Here is a 23,589-nt window from a genome sequence, read left to right on the forward strand (position 1 = left end):
GCATGAAACGCATCGTCTTGGTTGCTGGGTTTGAATCATTCAACGCTGACTTGTACAGAAAAGCAGCCTTTTTGGCTAACTCTCGCTGTCCTGAGTTGGATATTCGGGTATTTAGCGATCGCGATCTTACAACCAAACGCGCCGAGGTAGAAACAGCACTCGATGGCGCTGATGTGTTTTTCGGTAGCCTACTATTTGATTATGACCAAGTTGTGTGGTTGCGCGATCGCATTGCCCAAATTCCCATCCGCCTAGTTTTCGAGTCAGCCTTGGAATTGATAAGTTTAACCAAGTTGGGTGACTTTGCCATTGGCGACAAACCCAAAGGAATGCCCAAACCAGTTAAATTTATCCTCGACAAATTTAGCAATGGACGAGAAGAAGACAAACTCGCTGGTTACATCAGCTTCTTAAAAATTGGCCCCAAACTACTGAAATACGTGCCAGTGCAAAAAGTCCAAGACTTACGCAACTGGTTAATTATCTATGGTTACTGGAATGCTGGCGGCCCAGAAAACGTCGCTTCATTATTCTGGACACTGGCAGAAAAATACTTAGATTTAAAAGTCGGCGACATTCCCCCGCTAATTGAAACCCCCAACATCGGATTACTCCATCCCGATTATCAAGGGTTTTTTGAATCGCCCCGCGAATATTTGGAATGGTATCTTGTGGGGCAGGCGTCTCGCCTGCCATTCCCGAAGGGCGGGCAAGATGCCCACCCCACAAAACCAGTTGTCGGAATTCTCCTCTACCGCAAACACGTCATCACCAAACAACCCTACATTCCCCAACTAATTCGCAGTTTTGAATCAGCCGGTTTAACTCCTTTACCCATCTTCATCAACGGCGTAGAAGGACACGTGGCGGTACGAGATTTAATGACAACCGACTATGAAATTCAGCAACGACAACTAGGTAATATAGAAACTCCCTCACTATCAAGTGAAGCAGTAAAAGTGGATGCGATCGTTTCCACAATTGGCTTTCCTCTGGTGGGTGGCCCGGCTGGTTCAATGGAAGCTGGCCGTCAAATAGAAGTAGCAAAACGCATCCTCACTGCCAAGAATGTACCTTATATTGTTGCTGCACCACTATTAATTCAAGATATTTCCTCGTGGACGCGCCAAGGTATCGGCGGATTGCAAAGTGTCGTATTGTACGCATTACCAGAATTAGATGGCGCTATTGATACCGTTCCCCTTGGTGGTTTGGTGGGTGAAAATATTTATCTGGTTCCCGAACGGGTGGAGCGATTAATTGGTAGGGTAAAAACTTGGGTGGCTTTGCGGCAAAAACCTGCATCGGAACGCAAAATTGCCATTATATTATATGGATTTCCACCAGGTTATGGTGCTGTGGGCACAGCTGCATTATTAAATGTGCCGCGTAGTTTGCTGAAGTTTCTCCACGCACTCAAAGAACAAGGTTATAGCGTCGGAGATTTGCCAGAAGATGGCGAAGAATTGATTCGCTGGGTGAAAGAGGCGGATGAAGCTAATCCTCTTGTGGGGCAGTCGTCTCGCCTGCCCCTAGATAATGGCGGGCAAGATGCCCACCCCACAAACAGTGTCAATGTTCGCACTCTAGAAAAATGGTTGGGATATCTGCAAACCTCCCGCATCGAAAAACAATGGAAATCTCTCACGGGAACTGGTATTAAAACTTATGGTGAAGAATTCCAAATTGGCGGTGTGCAATTAGGCAATGTGTGGATAGGTGTACAACCACCATTAGGGATACAAGGCGACCCAATGCGCTTAATGTTTGAACGGGATTTAACGCCTCATCCCCAATATGCCGCTTATTATAAATGGTTGCAAAATGAGTTTCAAGCTAATGCTATAGTTCACTTTGGAATGCATGGGACGGTGGAATGGTTGCCTGGTTCTCCGTTAGGTAATACTGGTTATTCTTGGTCGGATATTCTGTTAGGAAATTTGCCTAATCTATATATATATGCGGCGAATAATCCGTCTGAATCGATGTTGGCAAAACGTCGCGGTTATGGTGTATTGATTTCTCATAATGTACCGCCTTATGGACGTGCAGGTTTGTATAAGGAATTGGTGGCGTTGCGCGATTTGATTGCAGAGTATCGGGAAGATCCGCAAAAGAATTATGTTTTGAAGGAAGGGATTTGTAAAAAAATTGTGGACTCTGGATTGGATGCAGATTGTCCGTTTGCGGATGCGAAAAAGTTGGGACTTGCGTTTACTCCTGAAAATGTACGGATGTTTAGCAATCATGCTTTTGATGATTATTTGGTGGAGTTGTATGAATATTTGCAATTTTTAGAAAATCGGTTGTTTTCTTCTGGGCTGCATACTTTAGGGGAAGCACCAAATGAAGAGGAATTGGCTTCTTATTTAGAGGCATATTTTGGGGAAGAGGAAGGAAAAAATGAAGAAAGAGAAGAAGAGGAAAAACTAATAAAAGATTTGTTGATGCAATCTACCGATGAGTTAACGAATTTGTTAAGGGGGTTGAATGGGGAGTATATTCCGCCTGCGCCTGGTGGGGATTTATTACGGGATGGGGCTGGTGTTTTGCCGACGGGGAGAAATATTCATGCTTTAGATCCTTATCGGATGCCTTCGCCTGCGGCGTATGAACGGGGACGAGAAATTGCTCAAAAAATTATCGCCCAGCATTTGGATGAACATGGGAAATATCCAGAAACGGTAGCGGTGATGTTATGGGGATTGGATGCGATTAAAACTAAGGGTGAATCTTTAGGGATTCTGTTGGAATTGGTGGGGGCTGAACCTGTTAAAGAAGGAACTGGTAGAATTGTTCGTTATGAATTAAAGCCGTTGGCGGAGGTTGGACATCCCCGCATTGATGTGTTGGGTAATTTGTCTGGAATTTTCCGAGATAGTTTTGTAAATATCATCGAATTGCTGGATGATTTATTTCAACGAGCGGCTGATGCTGATGAAGCGGACGATCGCAATTTTATCAGGAAACACGCTTTAGCTTTAAAAGCCCAAGGTGTGGAAAATGCCTCGGCGAGATTGTTTTCTAATCCGGCGGGTGATTTTGGTTCTTTGGTAAATGATAGAGTGGTTGATGGTAACTGGGAATCTGGCGAGGAGTTAGGCAATACTTGGCAAAGTCGCAATGTATTTAGCTACGGTCGAGAAGATAAAGGTCAAGCTAGACCAGAAGTTTTGAATACCTTGTTAAAAACTAGCGATCGCATTGTTCAAGAAATCGATTCGGTAGAATATGGTTTAACTGATATTCAAGAATATTACGCCAATACCGGCGGTTTGAAAAAGGCAGCAGAAAAACAAGGCGGTAAGAAGGTTACAACCAGCTTTGTAGAAAGTTTCTCGAAGGATACCACACCGCGCAAGTTAGATGATTTGCTCAGAATGGAGTATCGCACCAAGTTGGTAAATCCCAAATGGGCGCAAGCGATGGCGAATCAAGGTTCTGGTGGTGCGTTTGAAATTTCTCAACGGATGACGGCGTTGATTGGTTGGGGTGGTACTGCTGATTTTAGCGATGATTGGGTTTATGACCAAGCGGCAGATACTTATGCATTAGATGCAGAGATGGCAGAGAAGTTACGGAAGGCGAATCCTGAAGCTTTTCGCAATATTTTAGGGAGAATGTTGGAGGCGCATGGGCGGGGTTTCTGGGAAGCTGATGGTGATAAGTTAGATAAATTGCGTCAATTGTATGAGTTAACGGATGAAGAGTTGGAAGGTGTGACAGTTTAGAAGGTAGATGCGTTAAAAGTTCAAATAAAAATTATTGTAGAGACGGCGATTTATCGCGTCTTCACTTAACCGAACCGTATTGAAAGCGATGTCTACGACGGGCTACGCCTACGCTATTACGCTTGAAGCTGTAAAAATTTAAACCTTTGCAGCTAAGATTACTTCATGTATAAGAAAGGCTTAAGTTTTTCTAGCAAATGTATAAGCCCTTGCTGGAAAGGCTTAATACTTTGCAACAAATGTTCGTCCATGTATAAGAAAGGCTTAAGTTTTTCTGGCAAATATATAAGCCTTTGCTGCAATTGTTCAATGCTGTGCAACAAATGTTCTTCCATGTATAAGAAAGGCTTAAGTCATTGCAGCAATTGTTGTAACGAAATTATGAATCTATTTAATACCGGAAATAGAATATGTTCTAAGTGAAATTAATTAAACTTTGAGAAATGTAATTGCAACTGATTTGCGATATTTTCCCATGACAATCAGAAAAAGTTTGGTATAAAACAGTACTAATAACCTAGTAGCAGAGATGCATTATGGCACGTCGTAAAAGAAATTCCACCGCTTTAGAAAGAGCCGATCGCCGGATTGAAAGTATGCAATCTATCAGTGTAGAACTTGACTTTGGCCAAGGATTGACTATACAAGCTTACACCGTGGCAATTAACGATCTCCGGTCTAAGCTTGCTGCTTACAACACTGCATTATCTACCATTGACAAACTTACAGATGACGTGAATAACGCCGAAAAAGTTGTAATAGCGATGTCAGAACAAATGTTACTAGGAGTTGGCAGCCGTTACGGTAAAACCAGCCCAGAATACGAGATGGCGGGTGGTGCTAGACGAGGTAATACCAAGAAGAAGCGAAGCGTACTAGACAATTCCAAAGTCACCAATTCTTTAGCAGCCGATTCTGTGAAGCTTTCTTCTGCAAATGGATCTATGAATCGGGTGTAGGGTGCGAGCGTGAGTTGAGTAAAATCCACTAGGGTTTAGTTCTACGTTAAATTGACGCCTATGGGCACTGCCCATTAGTGTCAACTTAAGCTAGAAATAGCTTATCTGTTAGCTTCCTCACCCGCCTGGGAATCAATTCCCAGGCTAACAGCTAAAGTCTACTAAAGTAGACTAAATATTTTTGAGTATATTTAGTCATCTTCAGATGACTTTTGCTATTAGCAAGGAACTTCAGTTCCTTGCGGGATATCAATTTTACCTTTGTAGGACGGACACCATAGAAAGAATTGAGCGTTTTATTGTGTAGTATATAAAAGAGCGCTTAAAAGTCCTCGGTCAATTGACTACTATGGTTGCAGACCACAGCATAGATTTTCATACGTATCTAGAATCTATCAGCGAGGATGACACATATAGAGATTGGCAAGATTTATACACACCAACTGATGCCATAGACCGTCAAAGACTTGAACCCAAAAAATCGCGCAGACGCTTAGATTTGAGTTTGATGGTGCAAACAGTACCACAGCAACGAGAAGGTGAAGCACCAGACAGAGAAAAAATTGAACGGTTGAATATCCTCGAAGGGTTACGGAAGTATGCACCCGTCCATGTATTGTTAGTAGGAAAACCGGGTTCAGGCAAATCTACAGCTTTAGAACGTTTGTTGTGGGAAGAAGCTCAAAAGGGGAAACAAAGAGAACCAAATCAGAAAATTCCTGTGCTAGTGGAGTTAAGGCGCTACAAAACTTCGGTGCTGGATTTAATTCGGGACTTTTTGACTCGCTATAACTTAGACCTCAACAGCGAAGAGATTGAAAATCTACTGTTTACAGGGCAATTTTTGTTACTTGTAGATGGTTTGAATGAATTACCCAACGATCAAGCTAGACGAGATTTAGACGGATTTCGGCAGAAATACCACCGAGTCACGCCGATGATTTTTACTACGCGGTATTTGGGGGTGGGGGGTGATTTAGGTATTGAAAAAAAACTGGAAATGCAACCCCTCACAGAAGCACAGATGCAGCATTTTGTCCGCGCCTATTCAGAGGTGGGTGATGAAATGCTGCGACAGTTGGCTGGACGCTTGCGGGAATTGGCGGAAACGCCGCTGTTATTGTGGATGCTGTGTGAAGTATTCAATGATGCTAAACAAATTCCTACTAGTTTAGGTGAGTTGTTTCGTTGGTTCTCTGGAGAGTATCACAAACTCAAGGGAGATGTACCTATTGCTGAAGGGTTACGTAACTGGCAGACTGATTTATTGCAGCATCTAGCATTTGTCATGATGCAAGGCGACAATTCGACTGAGTTGCGATTAACTATTGCTAAACAGCAAGCTAGGAATTTTTTAGCAACATTTTTACAGAACAAAGTAGCTTATCCTGATGATTGTGCAAGACGCTGGATAGAAGATTTGCTCAAGTATCACTTAATTCAATTGCGAACAGACGACCAGATTGAATTTCGTCATCAGCTAATTCAGGAATACTACGCCGCAGAATTTATACTCTCACAGCTTGACAATATTAGTGATGAGAGGCTGAAACGGGATTATTTGAATTATTTGAAGTGGACAGAACCCGTGGCATTGATGTTGGGGCTGGTGGGTGATAAAAGGCAGGCTTTACGAGTGGTAAAATTAGCTTTAGATGTAGATTTGAACTTAGGGGCAAGATTGGCAGGAGAAGTAAAGTGGGAGCATCAGAAAAAAACAGTCGATTTAATTTTAGAGTTAGACATTCATCAGTTACTTAAAGTTGAATTTTTGGGTATCAGTCATTCTGAATATGCCGTTACTTTTTTAAGTAATTCGTTGCAGGGTAAAGATTACAATGTTCGTAGAATAAGTGCAGAGGCGTTAGGAAAAATCGGCAACCAAGAAGCAGTATCTGCCTTGATTAAAGTTTTGCAGGATGAAGATTACAATGTTCGTAGAATAAGTGCAGAGGCGTTAGGAAAAATCGGCAACCAAGAAGCAGTATCTGCCTTGATTAAAGTAAAGTTTTGCAGGATGAAGATTCCGTTGTTCGTAGGACTGCCGCACAGACCTTAGGAAAAATTGCTGGCTCTGAAGTTTTGTATCAGATATGGGAATTACAATTAAAAACACCATTATATAAAAACGATGCAATTTACAAAATTCAAGAGCGGTGCAAATTTTATAACCATGAAATTTATTATTCTGTCTTGAATGAGGAAACAAACAACGCCGATCCTTTAACTAGTGTTCTAAAAAAACTTGATAAAACACTCATAACTATGTCAGAAACTCCTACAAATGATTTCACAGGCGCTACCTTTGGCAACATCACAGGCAGTGTTACAGGAAATATCGAAGGTGATAACATTGGCACTCAAAACAATTACGCATCCACAAAAGATATTGCTAAATTAGAAACTGTGCTTGAGCAGTTGCTTGAGAAAATAGAGCAGGATAAACCGACTGTAATCGATGCTCAACCTATTGTGGCTCAAGCTGTTGAGAGTCATCCAGTACTTAAAAATAGGCAAGCGATTGAGCAAGTTATCAAAAATAATCCAGAGTTCAAAGTACGTTTGCAAAGAGCAGTGACAGCAGCAGGTATTGAGACTGTAAAGATTTTATTTGCTCCTGCTGGTATTGCGATTGAAGCGATTAGGGCTTGGAATGAACCTAGCTAGATGTACCCTCCTATTCCTGTTTCACTTTAAGAGGATGTTTTAAAAGTTCTTTAGCCGGTTGTAAAACGTTTTAAATCCCCCTATATTCACCTTAAAAAGGCGGAAACAGGAAATCTAGTTCACTCCCATTGGAAAGGCTACGGTGTGTATACAAGTCGAATTACCCCCCTTAATCCCCCCTTATAAAGGGGGGAAACAGGAAATCTTGTTCCCTCCCCTTGGAAAGGGGAGGGTTAGGGTGGGGTAAAACTGACACGAAAACTCAGTGAGTAAACTATTTCAGACTTGTGTATTTCTTCAACTGCTGCACAAACGCATCATGTTCCGGTGACTTCAACCCCGCTTGCACCACCTCCAACACCTGCACCATCTGATGTTTGTCCGCCTGCGTCTGGTTCAATAAACAACGCTGCATCTGGCTGGGGTTCATTGTCTAAATCTAGTCTGACTGTTGCGGCATTACTCAAATCAACACCAGGAGTCAGTGATTGGTAGACTCCTAACCAAGTTATCACCCGACTGTGGGGTTTGCCATGAAGCTCATGTCTTACAGGAGATGCGATGTAAACGATTCCTTCAATCAGTTCTGCTTTTTTGATATGGGTTGCAGCCGCATAACGCCGTTCAAATTCAGGGCGAGTTAAGCGATGTCTACGACGGGCTACGCCTACGCCACTTTCAAGCGGAGGCAGATGTCTCTGGGGTGAGTACTCTCTAACCATTTGCCAATCCTTGGAGTTGCCGGATATTTTTGACTTTAGCAAACCTCAGTTATAGCAAGGGACTGGGGACTAGGGACACTTCGACAAGCTCAGTGCATCGCTGGGGACTGGGTGAAAAGCCTTTTTGTGTCTAAATTTTATCATCTGTTAATGTCCTAACCTTTTTGGCTGTTGCTATATCAGTTAGAATTTATTGATTTGCTGTTTTCCTCAAATTCCAAAAATCATAAAACGTACTGTTAATTATCATCGTCTGTTCTACGTGCGATCGCTTACTCGCCCAAGTTAGGCATCGCCGACAATTAATGCTGCATAACAGATTCCAACTAGCTATCATTAGCTAAGTGGTATGCCAGATATATCGACGGCAATACCATTTAGTTAGCAGTCTTTCTTAACTGCTTACACTCGCACCCATAAAAATTAGTTCGATCCATTTTCTATTCCCTGCTCTCTATTGTGATACGCATTGGCTAAAAGTACTCTAAATAAGTACGGGGTGCAAAAAATATAAAAAATTCCTCAAGATTCAAGATTAAGGATAAGGCTATGGCAACCGAACAGTTAACTAGAGACAGCGACAATCTAGATTTAAATCAACTACTAAGAACGCTGAATGCTGTTAAACAGGGTGACTTTTCTGCTCGGATGCCCATAGACCATACTGGTGTGGCGGGGAAAATAGCTGATACGCTCAATGATATTATTGACCAGAATGAGCGGATGGCGGCCGAACTACAACGGATTGGTAACGTTGTTGGCAAAGAAGGAAAAATTGCTGAACGCGCCTCTCTCGGAGATGTTCGTGGTTCTTGGTTAGATTGTGTTACTTCTGTCAATACTCTAATTACAGATTTAGTTCAACCAACAGCTGAAACTACGCGGGTAATTCGCTCAGTTGCTAATGGTGACTTATCGCAAACGATCGCCACAGAAATTGAAGGCAGACCTCTGCAAGGTGAGTTTCTCCAAACTGCGAATATCGTTAACACGATGGTAGAACGGCTCGGTTCTTTTGCCTCGGAAGTAACGCGGGTGGCGCGTGAGGTGGGAACCGAAGGAAAATTAGGCGTTCAAGCCGAAGTGCAAGGTGTGGCTGGCACTTGGAAAGATTTGACTGATAACGTTAACTTGATGGCAGGTAATCTCACCGGACAAGTTCGCAACATTGCCGAAGTTGCCACTGCGATCGCCAATGGTGACTTATCCAAGAAAATCACTGTCAATGTTAAAGGCGAAATTCTAGAACTAAAAAACACCGTCAACACGATGGTGGATCAGCTTAATTCTTTTGCATCGGAAGTTACTAGAGTTGCCCGTGAAGTGGGAACTGAAGGGAAGTTGGGCGTACAAGCCGAGGTTAAAGGAGTAGCAGGAACTTGGAAAGATTTAACCGATAACGTTAACTTGATGGCAGGAAATTTGACTGCCCAAGTGCGTAACATTGCCGAAGTCACCACGGCGGTAGCAAATGGCGACTTATCCAAGAAAATTACTGTTGATGTCAAAGGCGAAATTTTAGAGTTGAAAAACACCGTCAACATCATGGTAGATCAACTCAATTCCTTTGCCAGTGAAGTAACAAGAGTTGCGCGTGAGGTGGGTGCAGAAGGAAAATTAGGCGGTCAAGCAGAAGTGCGCGGCGTAGCGGGTACGTGGAAAGACTTGACCGACAGCGTGAATTTCATGGCGGGAAGCTTGACGGCACAGGTGCGGAATATTGCGGAAGTCACAACGGCGGTAGCAAATGGCGACTTATCCAAGAAAATCACTGTGGATGTGAAAGGCGAAATTCTGGAACTCAAAAATACCATTAATACAATGGTGGATCAGCTTAATTCCTTTGCATCAGAAGTAACAAGAGTTGCCCGTGAAGTGGGAACTGAAGGGAAGTTGGGCGTACAAGCAGAAGTCCGGGGAGTAGCGGGGACTTGGAAAGATTTAACCGACAACGTTAACTTAATGGCGGGTAATCTCACCGGACAGGTGCGAAATATTGCCGAAGTTGCCACTGCGATCGCAAATGGCGATTTATCGAAAAAAATCACCGTCGATGTTAAAGGTGAAATTCTGGAACTCAAAAACACCATCAATATCATGGTAGATCAACTCAGTTCCTTTGCATCGGAAGTAACACGGGTTGCTCGTGAGGTGGGAAGTGAAGGTAAACTGGGCGTGCAAGCCGATGTGCGCGGCGTGGCTGGCACTTGGAAAGATTTAACCGACAGCGTAAACTTCATGGCGGGAAGTTTAACGGCACAGGTGCGAAATATTGCCGAAGTAACTACGGCGGTTGCAACAGGCGATTTATCCAAGAAAATCACTGTCGATGTCAAAGGTGAAATTCTGGAACTCAAAAACACCATTAACACAATGGTGGATCAATTGAATTCCTTTGCATCAGAAGTAACGAGGGTTGCGCGTGAAGTGGGAAGCGAGGGTAAACTGGGCGTGCAAGCAGAAGTGCGCGGTGTCGCGGGTACTTGGAAAGATTTAACCGACAGCGTAAATTTCATGGCGGGAAGCTTAACGGCACAGGTGCGAAACATTGCCGAAGTAACTACGGCGGTTGCAACAGGCGATTTATCTAAGAAAATCACCGTTGATGTCAAAGGTGAAATTCTGGAGTTGAAAAACACCATTAATACAATGGTGGATCAACTCAGTTCTTTTGCAAGTGAAGTGACGCGAGTCGCCCGTGAGGTGGGAACTGAAGGTAAACTTGGCGTACAAGCGGAAGTAAAAGACGTTGCCGGAACTTGGAAAGATTTAACCGATAGCGTAAACTTCATGGCGGGAAGCTTGACGGCACAAGTGCGGAACATTGCCGAAGTGACAACTGCGATCGCCAATGGTGACTTATCCAAGAAAATTACTGTTGCCGTCAAAGGCGAAATTCTCGAACTCAAGAATACCATCAATATAATGGTCGATCAACTCAACTCCTTTGCCAGTGAAGTAACGCGGGTAGCGCGGGAAGTGGGAAGCGAAGGTAAACTAGGCGTACAAGCAGATGTGCGCGGCGTAGCTGGAACTTGGAAAGATTTAACCGACAGCGTGAACTTCATGGCGGGAAGTTTAACGGCACAGGTGCGAAACATTGCCGCAGTTACCACGGCGGTGGCAAATGGCGACTTATCTAAGAAAATCTCTGTTGATGTCAAAGGTGAAATTTTAGAGTTGAAAAACACAGTCAACACGATGGTGGATCAACTCAATTCCTTTGCATCGGAAGTAACGCGGGTTGCCCGTGAGGTGGGAACTGAAGGTAAATTAGGTGTACAAGCAGAAGTTAAAGGTGTAGCCGGAACTTGGAAAGATTTAACCGACAGCGTAAACTTCATGGCGGGAAGTTTAACAGCACAAGTGCGGAACATTGCCGAAGTTACCACGGCGGTAGCAAACGGCGACTTATCCAAGAAAATCACCGTTGATGTTAAAGGTGAAATTCAAGAGCTTAAAAACACCATCAACACAATGGTGGATCAATTAAATTCTTTTGCATCAGAAGTTACCAGGGTTGCTCGTGAGGTGGGAACCGAAGGTAAATTGGGCGTACAAGCTTACGTCAGAGGCGTAGCTGGCACTTGGAAAGATTTAACAGACAATGTGAACTCGATGGCGGGGAACCTCACCGGACAAGTTCGCAACATCGCGGAAGTTACCAAGGCGGTAGCTAATGGCGACTTATCCAAGAAAATTACCGTCGATGCCAAAGGCGAAATTTTAGACTTGAAGAACACCACCAATACAATGGTGGATCAACTCAGTTCCTTTGCAAGTGAAGTAACGCGGGTAGCGCGGGAAGTGGGAACTGAAGGGAAGTTGGGCGGACAAGCCCAAGTCCAAGGTGTTGCCGGGACTTGGAAGGATTTAACAGATAACGTTAACTCGATGGCGGGGAACTTAACGGCACAAGTGCGCGGTATCGCCAGAGTCGTAACAGCAGTTGCTAACGGTGACTTGAAACGGAAGCTGATGTTAGATGCCAAAGGAGAAATCGAAACCTTGGCAGAGACAATCAACGAGATGATTGATACCCTAGCAACATTTGCCAATCAGGTAACTACAGTAGCGCGGGAAGTAGGAATCGAAGGGAAGTTAGGCGGACAAGCGAGAGTCCCTGGGGCGGCTGGAACTTGGAAAGATTTGACAGATAATGTGAACGAACTTGCTGCTACACTGACAACTCAGTTGCGAGCGATCGCCGAAGTTGCTACAGCTGTCACTAAAGGCGATTTAACTCGTTCAATTGCCGTCGAAGCATTAGGGGAAGTAGCGATACTCAAAGACAACATCAACCAGATGATTGCTAATCTGCGCGAGACAACGCAGAAAAACACCGAACAAGATTGGTTGAAAACTAACCTTGCCAAATTTACCCGAATGCTGCAAGGGCAGCGCGACTTGGAAACCGTATCTAAACTAATTCTCTCAGAACTAGCGCCCTTAGTAGGAGCGCAACACGGCGTATTCTTCCTGATGGAGTCTGCTGAACATACACCGTATTTGAAATTAATTAGTAGCTACGCTTACCGCGAACGCAGACATCTAGCTAACCGCTTCCACTTGGGTGAAGGTTTGGTGGGACAATGCGCTTTAGAAAAAGAGCGAATACTGCTAACGGATGTACCCAGTGATTATGTCAGAATTGCCTCTGGTTTAGGAGAAGCCACGCCCCTGAATGCCGTGGTGTTACCTGTACTTTTTGAAGGACAAGTGACAGCAGTCATCGAATTAGCATCCTTCCGCCGCTTTAGCGAAATTCATCTGACATTCTTCGACCAGCTTACCGAAAGTATCGCGATCGTCCTCAACACGATCGCCGCATCAATGCGAACTGAAGAATTACTCAAGCAGTCGCAATCTTTGGCTGAAGAACTCCAAACCCAGCAAAGCGAACTCAGGGAAACTAACAAGCGCTTAGAACAACAAGCCCAATCACTCAAAACTTCAGAAGATTTACTCAGAGGACAGCAGGAGGAATTACAACAAACTAACGCCGAATTAGAAGAAAAGGCAGAGTTGTTGGCGATGCAGAAGAAAGAAGTCGAGCGCAAAAATCGAGAAATCGAACAAGCAAGAATGTCTTTAGAAGACAAAGCTGAACAACTCGCCCTTTCTTCAAAATACAAATCAGAATTTCTCGCCAATATGTCCCACGAACTGCGGACACCGCTAAACAGCTTGTTGATTTTGGCGAAATTGTTGTCAGATAACATCGATCGCAACCTTACCGCCAAACAAGTCGAATACAGCCAGACAATTTACTCAGCCGGTACCGATTTGTTGGCATTAATCAATGACATTCTCGATCTCGCCAAGATTGAATCGGGAACTATGTCGATTGACATAACTCAAATGCCATTGACAGAATTGGGCGATCAGATTGAGCGCACCTTCCGACAAATTGCTCAGAGCAAAGGACTTGGTTTCGCAATTGAATTGGCTCCCGAATTGCCCACAACCATCTATACAGATGTCAAACGCTTACAACAGGTCTTAAAAAATCTCCTCTCCAATGCTTTTAAATTTACAGAAAAAGGAGAAGTACGCTTACAGATTGCGGTGGCGAAGCAGGGATGGAGCAAAGACCAAGAAAGTTTGAATCGCGCTCAAAATGTCATCGCCTTCTCAGTCAGCGATACAGGCATTGGCATTGCTCCCGACAAACAAAAAGTTATTTTTGAGGCATTTCAGCAAGCCGATGGCTCTACCAGTCGGAGATACGGCGGCACCGGATTGGGCTTATCAATTAGCCGTGAAATCGCCCGTCTCTTTGGCGGCGAAATTAAACTAATCAGTCACCCCGGCCAAGGCAGCACCTTTACATTCTACTTCCCCCAATTGAGTCCAGAGTTCCGAGTTCCGAGTCCTGAGCCAACATCAACTCAATCCAGCACAGACGCGATTAATCGCGTCTCTACCCACTCCTCACTCCTCACTACTTCGGCTTCGCTCAGTACAAGTCCTCACTTACCAGTGATTAATGACGATCGCACTACTATCGGCGTCGGCGATCGCGTGTTACTAATTGTTGAGGATGACGTTAATTTTGCGCGTATCCTGCTAGAGATGGCACAACAGCAAGGATTCAAGGCGATCGCTGCCCAAACAGGTACTACAGGTTTGATGCTAGCGCAGCAATTCTTACCTTCAGCCATTTTGCTAGATATCAGGTTGCCAGAAATGGATGGTTGGACTGTATTAGATCGTCTCAAACATGACCCAAATACCCGCCACATTCCTGTACATATCATGACCGTTGAGGAAGGAAGACAACGCGGTTTGCAATTAGGTGCGATCGCATATCTGCAAAAGCCCTTAACCAGCGAAACAATATCCGAGGCGTTGACCAAAATTAAAGGTTTTGTTGAGCGCCAAGTGAAAAATTTGCTAGTAGTCGAAGACGACGACACTCAACGGCTGAGTATTGTTGAGTTGATTGGTAACAGCGATGTTTCGACCACAGCAGTGGGCACTGGTGCAGCAGCTTTAGAAGCTATTCGCGCCCAGCATTTTGATTGCCTGGTTCTCGATTTAGGGCTACCCGACATGACTGGGTTTGAACTTATCGAACAAATAAAGCTTCTACCTCACGGTAAAACTTTACCAATTATTGTCTACACAGGTAGAGAAATTAGCAAAGCTCAAGAAACGGAACTCAGACGAATTGCCGAAACAATCATCATTAAAGATGTGCGATCGCCCGAACGTCTCCTCGATGAAACAGCATTATTTTTACACCGAGTCCAAGCAAATTTACCAGCACCCAAACGAGAAATACTCGAACAACTGCATTCCATAGACTACTTACTCGCTGGCAAAAAAGCGCTAATCGTAGACGACGATATGCGGAATATCTTTGCGCTGACAAGTATGCTGGAGCGCTATCAAATCCAGGTTTTATACGCTGAAAACGGCAGGGAGGGGATTACCCTGTTGGAAACTACACCAGATATTGATGTTGTTTTGATGGACGTAATGATGCCAGAAATGGACGGTTACGAAACAACACGCTTAATCCGCCAAAACGAGCAATTTAAATCTTTGCCGATTATTGCACTGACCGCTAAAGCCATGCAAGGCGATCGCGAGAAGTGTATTGAAGCGGGCGCATCAGATTACATCACCAAACCCGTAGATACTGAACAATTGCTGTCGTTATTGCGTGTTTGGCTATATCGTTAACGGAATAACTAAGCTACAATTCAAGCAGAGTAAGCATTTCCCGCTCAGAGACTCCCCATGTTTGATAACCTGCAAACCCAAATTTACCAACTAGAACAATTTGCCAATAGCCTCGTTTCTAACCAACTGACACACCTTAGCGGGGTAAGCGTTGGCATCATCTTTGTCGCTGGCTTGCTTACCAGTCTTACACCCTGTATGCTTTCGATGCTGCCAATTACCATTGGTTACATCGGTGGTTATGAAGCCAAAAGCCGCTTGCAAGCAGCTGCCCAATCAACTTGGTTTGCTTTAGGTTTAGCAACTACACTAGCAGGGCTAGGTATAATAGCAGGTTTAGTTGGAAAAGTCTATGGTCAAGTGGGAATTGGTTTGCCGATTATCGTCAGCATTATCGCCATTCTCATGGGGCTGAACTTATTAGAAGCACTACCTCTACAATTTCCATCCTTGAATGAAACCAATTGGATTTCGCCAGATTTGCCAGCAGGATTGCGTTCTTATTTGCTGGGGCTGACTTTCGGTTTAGTCGCATCTCCTTGTAGCACGCCTGTTTTAGCGAGCTTGTTAAGTTGGATTGCTAGTACACAAGACTTAATTTTAGGCGCTGTTTTGCTACTTTCTTATACAGCCGGTTATGTAGCACCGTTGATTTTGGCGGGTACTTTTACAGCTTCAATTAAAAAATTACTAGAACTGCGTCGCTGGTCTGGCTGGATTAACCCAGTTAGTGGGGCACTATTGGTAGGATTCGGTGTATTTTCCTTAATTTCTCGGATTCCCCTTGGCAGTTTTTAATATCAATACCTTGTATTAGATTTTACACCTAATGACTTTAGAAGATTCAGCGTCCAAAGAAATAAAATGGTGGGTAGTACCTGGGCAGTTCTTACGCCAAGAGCTTTTGCCCGTACTGACTAACTTAAAATTAGCGATCGCACTACTGCTATTGATTGCCATCTTTAGCTCTACTGGTACTGTCATTGAGCAAGGTCAATCACCCGCATTTTACCAAGCCAATTACCCAGAACATCCAGCCTTATTTGGTTTCTTAACTTGGAAAGTAATTCAAGTAGTTGGATTAGACCACGTATATCGTACCTGGTGGTTTCTGGCATTACTGATCTTATTTGGCACAAGTTTAACTGCCTGTTCATTTACCCGTCAGTTACCAGCCTTAAAAGCTGCCCAGCGCTGGAAATATTACGAAGAACCACGACAATTTCAAAAATTAGCTTTAAGTGCAGAACTAGATACTGCTTCCCTGAATTCCCTCAGCGAAATCTTACAAAAACACCGCTATAAAATTTTTCCAAATCAAGAAAAAGCAAATCTTCTTTATGCCCGCAAAGGAATAGTCGGACGCATCGGCCCAATTATTGTTCATATTGGGATCGTTGCTATTTTGCTAGGGGGAATTTGGGGGGCGATGACTGGGTTTTTGGCTCAGGAAATGGTTGCCAGTGGCGATACATTTCAAGTGACAAATATTGTCGATGCTGGGCCTTTAGCCGCAGCGCAAGTCCCGAAAGATTGGTCTGTGCGCGTCAATCGTTTTTGGATTGACTACACTCCATCTGGCGGCATCGATCAATTTTATTCCGATATGTCTGTCTTGAATAATCAGGGAGAGGAAGTTGACCATAAGAAGATTTTTGTCAACGAGCCTCTGCGCTATCATGGCGTAACTTTCTATCAAACTGATTGGGGAATTGCAGGTGTTCGCGTCCAATTTAACAACAGCCCGATTTTTCAGTTGCCGATGGCGCAATTGAACACCAACGGTAACGGACGCATTTGGGGAACCTGGGTTCCGACTAAACCAGATTTGAGCGAGGGTGTCTCTTTGTTAGCGAAAGACTTGCAAGGGATGGTATTAATTTATGATGCCACTGGCAAACTTGTTGATACAGTTCGTGCGGGGATGTTCACCGAAGTTAATGGCGTGAAGCTGAAAATTTTGGATGTAATTGGTAGCACCGGCTTGCAAATTAAAGCCGACCCAGGCATCCCAATTGTTTACACAGGGTTTGGCTTACTCATGCTGGGTGTGGTGATGAGTTACTTTTCACACTCGCAAATTTGGGCATTGCAAAAAGGCGATCGCTTATATATTGGTGGCAAAACTAATCGCGCCCAAGTTGCTTTTGAACAAGAAGTTTTAGAGATTTTAGATCGGCTGAGTTCACAGCCAAAAGGTGAAGAGAAAGAGGCAGCGATTGAAGTTTAAACACAAAAAGGCGCATTCGCATTAGCGTTCGCGACGTTAGGAGCGTCAGCGTCTCCCAGAGAAGGAAATCGCAGAGGAACGCAGACGCAGAAGATTACTTTGCGTACCTTTGCGTTAACCTCCGCGTCCCTTTGCGTTTCAAAATTATTTACAACTAATTACATCCACACGCCTACAAACATTGAAATTACTAGAGGTATTTATTAAACATTGGAACAAAAAATTTCTATGTCTGCCAAACTTCAATCTCAGGGGCGGGTTTGCCTTCTACCTTTAATCGCTATCTTGTTGAGTATTGCTTCTTGCGCTGCCGAGCAAAAAAACATCAAGCGTGTTTCCCTTGTTGGTACTGGGGCAAGTTTTCCCGCACCTTTGTACGAGCGTTGGCTTTCAGATTACAACCAGCAAAATCCCAATATAGAAATTAACTATCAAGCTATCGGAAGCAGTGCTGGAGTGCAACAGCTCATCGACGGGACTGTAGATTTTGCAGCTAGTGATGTGGGAATTACAAGGGAACAAGCAGCCAAGGTAAAACGGGGAGTCATTGCTTTGCCAATAACTGCCGGTTCTATTGTGCTAGCTTATAACCTGACACCATCTATAGGGCAGTCGCCTCAAGTCAATGTGCCACCCACTCTCAGGCTACCACGCCAAGTTTACGTAGATATCTTTCTCGGAAAAATTAAGAATTGGAATCATCCTAGAATAGGTGCAGCTAATCCAGGTGTAAGTTTGCCCGATTTACCAATTCAAGTTGTAAACCGAACTGATGGTAGTGGAACTACAAGCGTATTTACGCAACACCTAAGCGCCATCAGCCCAGAATGGAAAAGCAAAATTGGGGCTGGTAAATCTGTAGCATGGCGAATAGGAATTGGTGGAAAGGGTAACGAAGGTGTTACCGCCCTGATTCAACAAATACCAGGAGCTATTGGCTATGTAGAATACATTTACGCCAAACAAAATAAGCTTCCTGTGGCTGCTTTAGAAAATAAATCTGGTAATTATATTACGCCGACACCAGAATCTGTAGCACAAACTTTAGAAGCAGTAAAATTACCAGGTGATAATTTGATTGCTTTTATCACCGATCCTACAGGTACCCAGTCTTATCCCATTGTCACTTACAGCTGGCTTTTAACTTATCACCAATATCCAAATCGAGTTAAAGCTCAAGCACTGAAAAACTTTGTAAATTGGGCTGTGATTGACGGGCAAAAATCCAGTTTGGAACTTGGATATATTCCTTTATCAAAAAAAGTTGTGCTGCAAGTGCAATCTGCCGTCAAGAAAATTGCTGAATAAATATAGCAGTTCTCCTGTGGATGCAACATAGACTAAATGGTTGAAAAAGAGGCAAGGGAGCAGGGGAGATAGTTCAGATATTGCGTTTAGTTATAAACTTTGTAAAGAATAAGAAATTTTTTAGCAACCCAATAATCATTGCAGTTTTATTATGAAATAGGAAACAGCTAATAACTTTATTCCTAGTTGACTGAAGTTTAGTGCTGTTATTTGGTGGAGGGTGCAATGTCCGGTGATTTGGATTTTGCTCCTTAGAGTGCTTTGGCTAGGAATTGTGCACTTGCTCAATTAACTTCAGATAGCGGTTTTTCCAATATTTATAAGCTTCTAACTTAATGGAAGTAACTGCCAGACCCTGACCAAATAGTACTTTTTTGATTGATATTCCCATTATTATCTGGAGGCTATTGCTATGTTCAATGAACAAGCTTACTTGCTAGCATACCCTGATGTAGCGGCGGCTGTTAATGCTGGCTCTTTTACCTCAGGACTACAACACTATGAACAGTTTGGACAATTTGAGAACGATCGCTTTGGCTTTTTTTTTGGAACCAACGGGAATGACACCGTAACTGGCTTTGGTGAAGGTAACAAACTCATTGCTGGACTTGGTTTTGACGTTTTATCAAATGGAGCAACAGTTGCAGGAGTCGGTCAGATCGATACCCTAATTGGCACCCAAGCACAAGATGTATTCCTCCTTGGCCATCCTACATTGTCTTCATTAACCTCCACGCCTCAACAATTTTACGTTGGTGGCGGTAATACAGATTATGCTCTAATCCAGAACTTTGAGCCAGGCATTGACAAGATTGTGCTAGAAGGAGCAGCACAGAACTACACGACTCAAGTAATAAACGGAAGTTTAAACATCTCTACATTATCGGGAGACTTAGTTGGTATTGTGGAGGGGGTTACTTTTTTAAGACAGGTTCCGGGTGATTTTATTGACATTACACAATTCAACATTCCATTTAATGCTATTGGACAGTTTTCTGTTTTTTTGTAATGCAATGTACGACTTCCTTTGCGACGAGATTGTCAAACTGTAACAGTTTTTGAGTATTACAATGCTCTTCGCTTCCTCCAATACCGAAGCAAAGCCAGCTTAACACAACAAGGTTGGGCGGCATGTGCCTAATCGCAGAATGACTTCCAGGATGGAGTGACACGAACCATCGCATCACGATTATTCGTAACATATCATGAGTAATTCAGCAGTGTTAGCTCCTCATTTATCCTTAGTGCTAATCATCTGTAGTTCACTAGGTGTTGTTGCTTTATGGAGTTAAGTTTACTGAATGTTTATTAGCTGGAAAGATTGGAACTGGTTGTTGGCGTTAGGGAGTTTGTTAATTATTGATGGTGCAATCTCAGCCTCTATCAATTGTGCTCTTGCCCAACCCATAGCTGATGATACCTTAGCTAAAAATTCTATTGTTAAACCTAGTATCATTCCGTTAAACAAAGATGTATCTAGTATCCTGATCGATGGTGGAGTCACTAGAGGAGCTAATCTTTTGCATAGTTTTAAGGAATTTAATATTGGAGAAAAAGAAGGAGTCTATTTCATTAATCCTATCGGCATTAAGAACATTTTGAGTCGAGTTACAGGAGATAAAGGCTCTGAAATTCTAGGAACTCTGGGAGTATTGGGCAATGCTAACCTGTTTTTGATTAATCCCAATGGGATCATCTTTGGGCCAAATGCCAGCCTGAGTCTCAACGGTTCGTTTGTAGGAACAACAGCAAATGCCATCGGGTTGGCTAATGGTGACATTTTCAGTGCAAATCCGCTTAAAAACCTGCCAACCGGACTGTTGAATGTAAATCCTTCTGCATTTTTTTTCAATCAAATTGCTGCCCCAATTCAAAATAACTCAGCTAACCTAAAGGTCAAAAATAATCGTAGTTTGCTGCTAATGGGTGGCAACGTGAGAATAGATGGTGGCTCCTTGAATGCCTTTGGTGGGCGAGTGGAGTTAGGAGGATTAGCACAAGAGGGGACAGTTGATCTCAATATCAGTGATGATAATTTCAGCTTAAATTTTCCGGCTAACATAGTGCCAGCAGATGTGTCGCTCACCAATGGCGCTGAAGTTAATGTCGCGTCTAACGGTGGCGGTAGTATTGCTATCCACGCTCAGAATATAGATATTTTAGACAGAAGTAGCCTGCGTGCTGGCATCAGCCTACTTGCAGGTATCGATGACGCTCAAGCAGGAGATATTATGCTTAGTGCAAAAGGAGCATTAACGGTAAAAAATAGTTTTGTTTACAATGCTGTTTTTGATAGGGGGAATGGCGGTGATTTACTTGTTGACACAGGAAAATTGATTATTCAAGATGGAATAGTAGCGACTGCTACTACTTCTAGTGGTAGTGCTGGGAATCTAGTTGTGAAAGCCTCTAACTCAATAGAACTAACTGGCAGTTCCTCATCAAACGGTACAATTGACATCAATGTTCCGATTAATTCCGCCGATAATTCTTCCAATTTTCCTGTTCCAATTGGCTTGTTTTCCGCTTCCTTGGATGTCAAGAATCTTCTTGCCCAGAATCTTCGTAATGCTCCTCCTTATTTAAAAAATTTTATAATTTCTTCTCTACCTACTGCAAGTGGAAATGCCGGAAACCTGACCATTGAAACTGGGCGGTTAATTGTCTCTAATGGGGCAGTAATATCGGCAGGGAGTACTACCCCAGGGCGAGCCGGAAATTTATTCGTGAACGCAAAAGACTCTATAGAACTTAGTGGCACCTCAGCTAATGATGCTCCCCAAGGACTAGGACTGTTCACCATAGGCGACAGAGTTCCCAGTGGATTGCGTAATGAAACTACAGGTTTGGGGCAAGGAGGCGACTTAACTATTGATACTGAAAGATTAATTGTCCGTGATGGGGCTTGGGTGACAGCAGGTACTGGTGGAGAGAAGCCAGGAGGAAAATTAACTGTGAATGCTTCAAAGTTAGTAGAAATAAAAAGCATCGGCAGAGACAATAATGTTCCTAGCGTCTTAGCTAGTGGAACACAGGGATCTGGAAAATCGGGCGGTATGGCTATTACTACTAAAAAGTTAATAGTCAGTGATGGGGGAATCATATCATCGGGTACTTCTAGCTTGGGAAAAGGCGGAGATTTAACTATCAACGCCTCCGAATCTGTAGAACTCCTCGGCACCTCAAAGCAAGGAGTGTCCGCCGATGTCTTAGAGCAACTAATTGGAATTAGTGGAGGCTTAGTCTCTAACGTCGTAAAGGATCGTCCGTTTCCTAGTGGTATAATTACAGGGACTACAGGTCAAGGAAATGCTGGAAACTTGGTAATTAAGACTGGACAGTTGTTTATCCAAGATGGGGCACAAGCATCAGTTTCAACAACCAGTGTAGAGAAAGGGAATGCGGGTTCCTTGACTGTTAATGCCACTTCTATAAAACTGAGTGGAACTTCACTTGAAGGCTCCAACCTCAACGATGTTGTGGGTCGGAGCCTGTTAACGACTGCTACCAGCAAAGACTCAACAGGAAAAGGCGGCGATATTAATTTATACACCAACTCCTTAGAAATCATCGATGGTGCTGCACTGACAGCTAGTACTTCAGGGCAAGGAGATGCAGGTAAAATAACTGTTAATGCTACTGATAAAGTAATAATTAGTGGTAGTAATTTTAATTATGATGACCTAGTTAATAACTTTACTGATAAGGTAGAAAATATCGGCGTTAGCAGTGGCTTATTTGTCAGTTCTACTGGTTCAGGAACCGCAGGTGACATCGAAATCAACTCACCTAAAATTATTTTAGACAACCAAGGTAAACTCAACGCCGAATCTGCATCCGGTAACGGCGGTAATATCAACATCAATAGCGACTTACTTTTACTCCGTCGCAACAGTCAAATCTCCACCAACGCAGGTACAGACAAATTAGGTGGCAATGGTGGTAACATCATTATCAATAACCTCCCAAATTACCAAGGCTTTATCGTTGCAGTTCCCAACGAAAATAGCGATATCACTGCCAACGCCTTTGAGGGTAGCGGCGGGAAAGTTATTATCAACTCTGCTGGCATCTTTGGGCTACAGCCGCGCAGTCGGCAAGAGCTTGAGCAGCAGTTGCATACAACCGACCCGAACAAGCTAAATCCTAGTCAGTTACTAACAAGTGACATCACTGCCATCTCCCAAAGCCAGCCTTCCTTAAATGGTGAGATAAATCTCAACACACCTGATACTGACCCTAGTCGCGGCTTAATTCAACTACCCTCTAACCTCGTCGATGCATCTCAACAAATCGCTCAAGGCTGCACTCCCAGAGGACGACAAACCGCCAGTCGTTTTATTGCCACAGGACGCGGTGGATTACCCCTTAGCCCCAACGAGCCTCTGCAGGGACGAGCAGTAATTACTGGTTGGGTAGATTTGCCCCCACAAGCAACACAGAGAGTCACGGATAAATTATCTACATCTGTTACTAAATCTACTAATCAGATTGTGGAGGCTCAAGGATGGATTGTTGATGGTAAAGGTGATGTTATTCTTGTGGCTCAATATCCCCAAAGTTCTTCTATTCCCTCTGCTATGTCCTGTAGTCGATGATTCATTATCCCAAGAGTAGGGGGAACAATTCCTATGAAACCCAAGAGTTATAAAAGTAACAAGTGGCCAAGAATGTGTAACGGATGCTTTGAACCCACATTCCGCACCCCAACTGTCACAGAACATCAACAAAATGTAAATAAAATAGTACAAGAAAACTAATAAGAACGAATATTTAAATTG

At 43.5% G+C, this 23,589-nt stretch carries 10 protein-coding genes and 1 pseudogene; 10 read left to right on the top strand and 1 reads right to left on the bottom strand.

Features of this window, described 5'->3' with window-relative positions; genetic code table 11:
* The first annotated feature begins 2 nt into the window (after positions 1-2).
* The 4 genes from bchH to RMY64_RS18320 all read left to right on the top strand — a co-directional run bounded on the left by bchH (position 3) and on the right by RMY64_RS18320 (position 7,357).
* The gene (gene bchH, locus RMY64_RS18305) at positions 3-3,731 is read left to right on the top strand and encodes a magnesium chelatase subunit H (RefSeq protein ID WP_322700787.1); all 3,729 of its coding nucleotides are present in this window, start codon (positions 3-5) and stop codon (positions 3,729-3,731) included.
* A gap of 536 nt (positions 3,732-4,267) precedes the next feature.
* Positions 4,268-4,690, top strand: coding sequence for a hypothetical protein (locus RMY64_RS18310; RefSeq protein WP_322675509.1), 423 nt, complete (start codon positions 4,268-4,270; stop codon positions 4,688-4,690).
* A gap of 349 nt (positions 4,691-5,039) precedes the next feature.
* Complete coding sequence (locus RMY64_RS18315) at positions 5,040-6,749, top strand: NACHT domain-containing protein (protein WP_322675510.1); 1,710 nt, start codon at positions 5,040-5,042, stop codon at positions 6,747-6,749.
* Positions 6,701-7,357, top strand: a complete 657-nt coding sequence (locus RMY64_RS18320; RefSeq protein ID WP_322700788.1) for a hypothetical protein — start codon at positions 6,701-6,703, stop codon at positions 7,355-7,357. Before RMY64_RS18315 ends, RMY64_RS18320 begins: the two co-directional genes overlap by 49 nt.
* Before the next feature lie 374 nt (positions 7,358-7,731).
* Here the strand turns inward: RMY64_RS18320 and RMY64_RS18325 are convergent.
* Positions 7,732-8,079, bottom strand: a pseudogene (locus RMY64_RS18325) (Uma2 family endonuclease); the annotation flags it as partial.
* Positions 8,080-8,628: 549 nt separating this feature from the next.
* Here RMY64_RS18325 and RMY64_RS18330 point away from each other — a divergent pair.
* The 6 genes from RMY64_RS18330 to RMY64_RS18355 all read left to right on the top strand — a co-directional run bounded on the left by RMY64_RS18330 (position 8,629) and on the right by RMY64_RS18355 (position 23,406).
* Positions 8,629-15,270: a HAMP domain-containing protein gene (locus RMY64_RS18330; RefSeq protein WP_322700789.1), complete on the top strand. Its 6,642-nt coding sequence runs from the start codon at positions 8,629-8,631 to the stop codon at positions 15,268-15,270.
* 57 nt (positions 15,271-15,327) lie between these two features.
* Positions 15,328-16,068, top strand: coding sequence for a cytochrome c biogenesis protein CcdA (locus RMY64_RS18335; protein WP_322674274.1), 741 nt, complete (start codon positions 15,328-15,330; stop codon positions 16,066-16,068).
* Between the two features lie 31 nt (positions 16,069-16,099).
* Positions 16,100-17,500: a cytochrome c biogenesis protein gene (locus tag RMY64_RS18340; protein WP_322700790.1), complete on the top strand. Its 1,401-nt coding sequence runs from the start codon at positions 16,100-16,102 to the stop codon at positions 17,498-17,500.
* Positions 17,501-17,728: 228 nt separating this feature from the next.
* Complete coding sequence (gene pstS, locus RMY64_RS18345; RefSeq protein ID WP_322674276.1) at positions 17,729-18,808, top strand: phosphate ABC transporter substrate-binding protein PstS; 1,080 nt, start codon at positions 17,729-17,731, stop codon at positions 18,806-18,808.
* A gap of 412 nt (positions 18,809-19,220) precedes the next feature.
* Complete coding sequence (locus RMY64_RS18350) at positions 19,221-19,817, top strand: hypothetical protein (protein ID WP_322674277.1); 597 nt, start codon at positions 19,221-19,223, stop codon at positions 19,815-19,817.
* A 292-nt stretch (positions 19,818-20,109) separates the two neighbouring features.
* Positions 20,110-23,406, top strand: coding sequence for a filamentous hemagglutinin N-terminal domain-containing protein (locus RMY64_RS18355; RefSeq protein WP_322700791.1), 3,297 nt, complete (start codon positions 20,110-20,112; stop codon positions 23,404-23,406).
* The last annotated feature ends 183 nt before the right edge of the window (positions 23,407-23,589 follow it).

The organism is Nostoc sp. DedQUE08, assembly GCF_034530895.1.
Lineage (GTDB): Bacteria > Cyanobacteriota > Cyanobacteriia > Cyanobacteriales > Nostocaceae > Nostoc.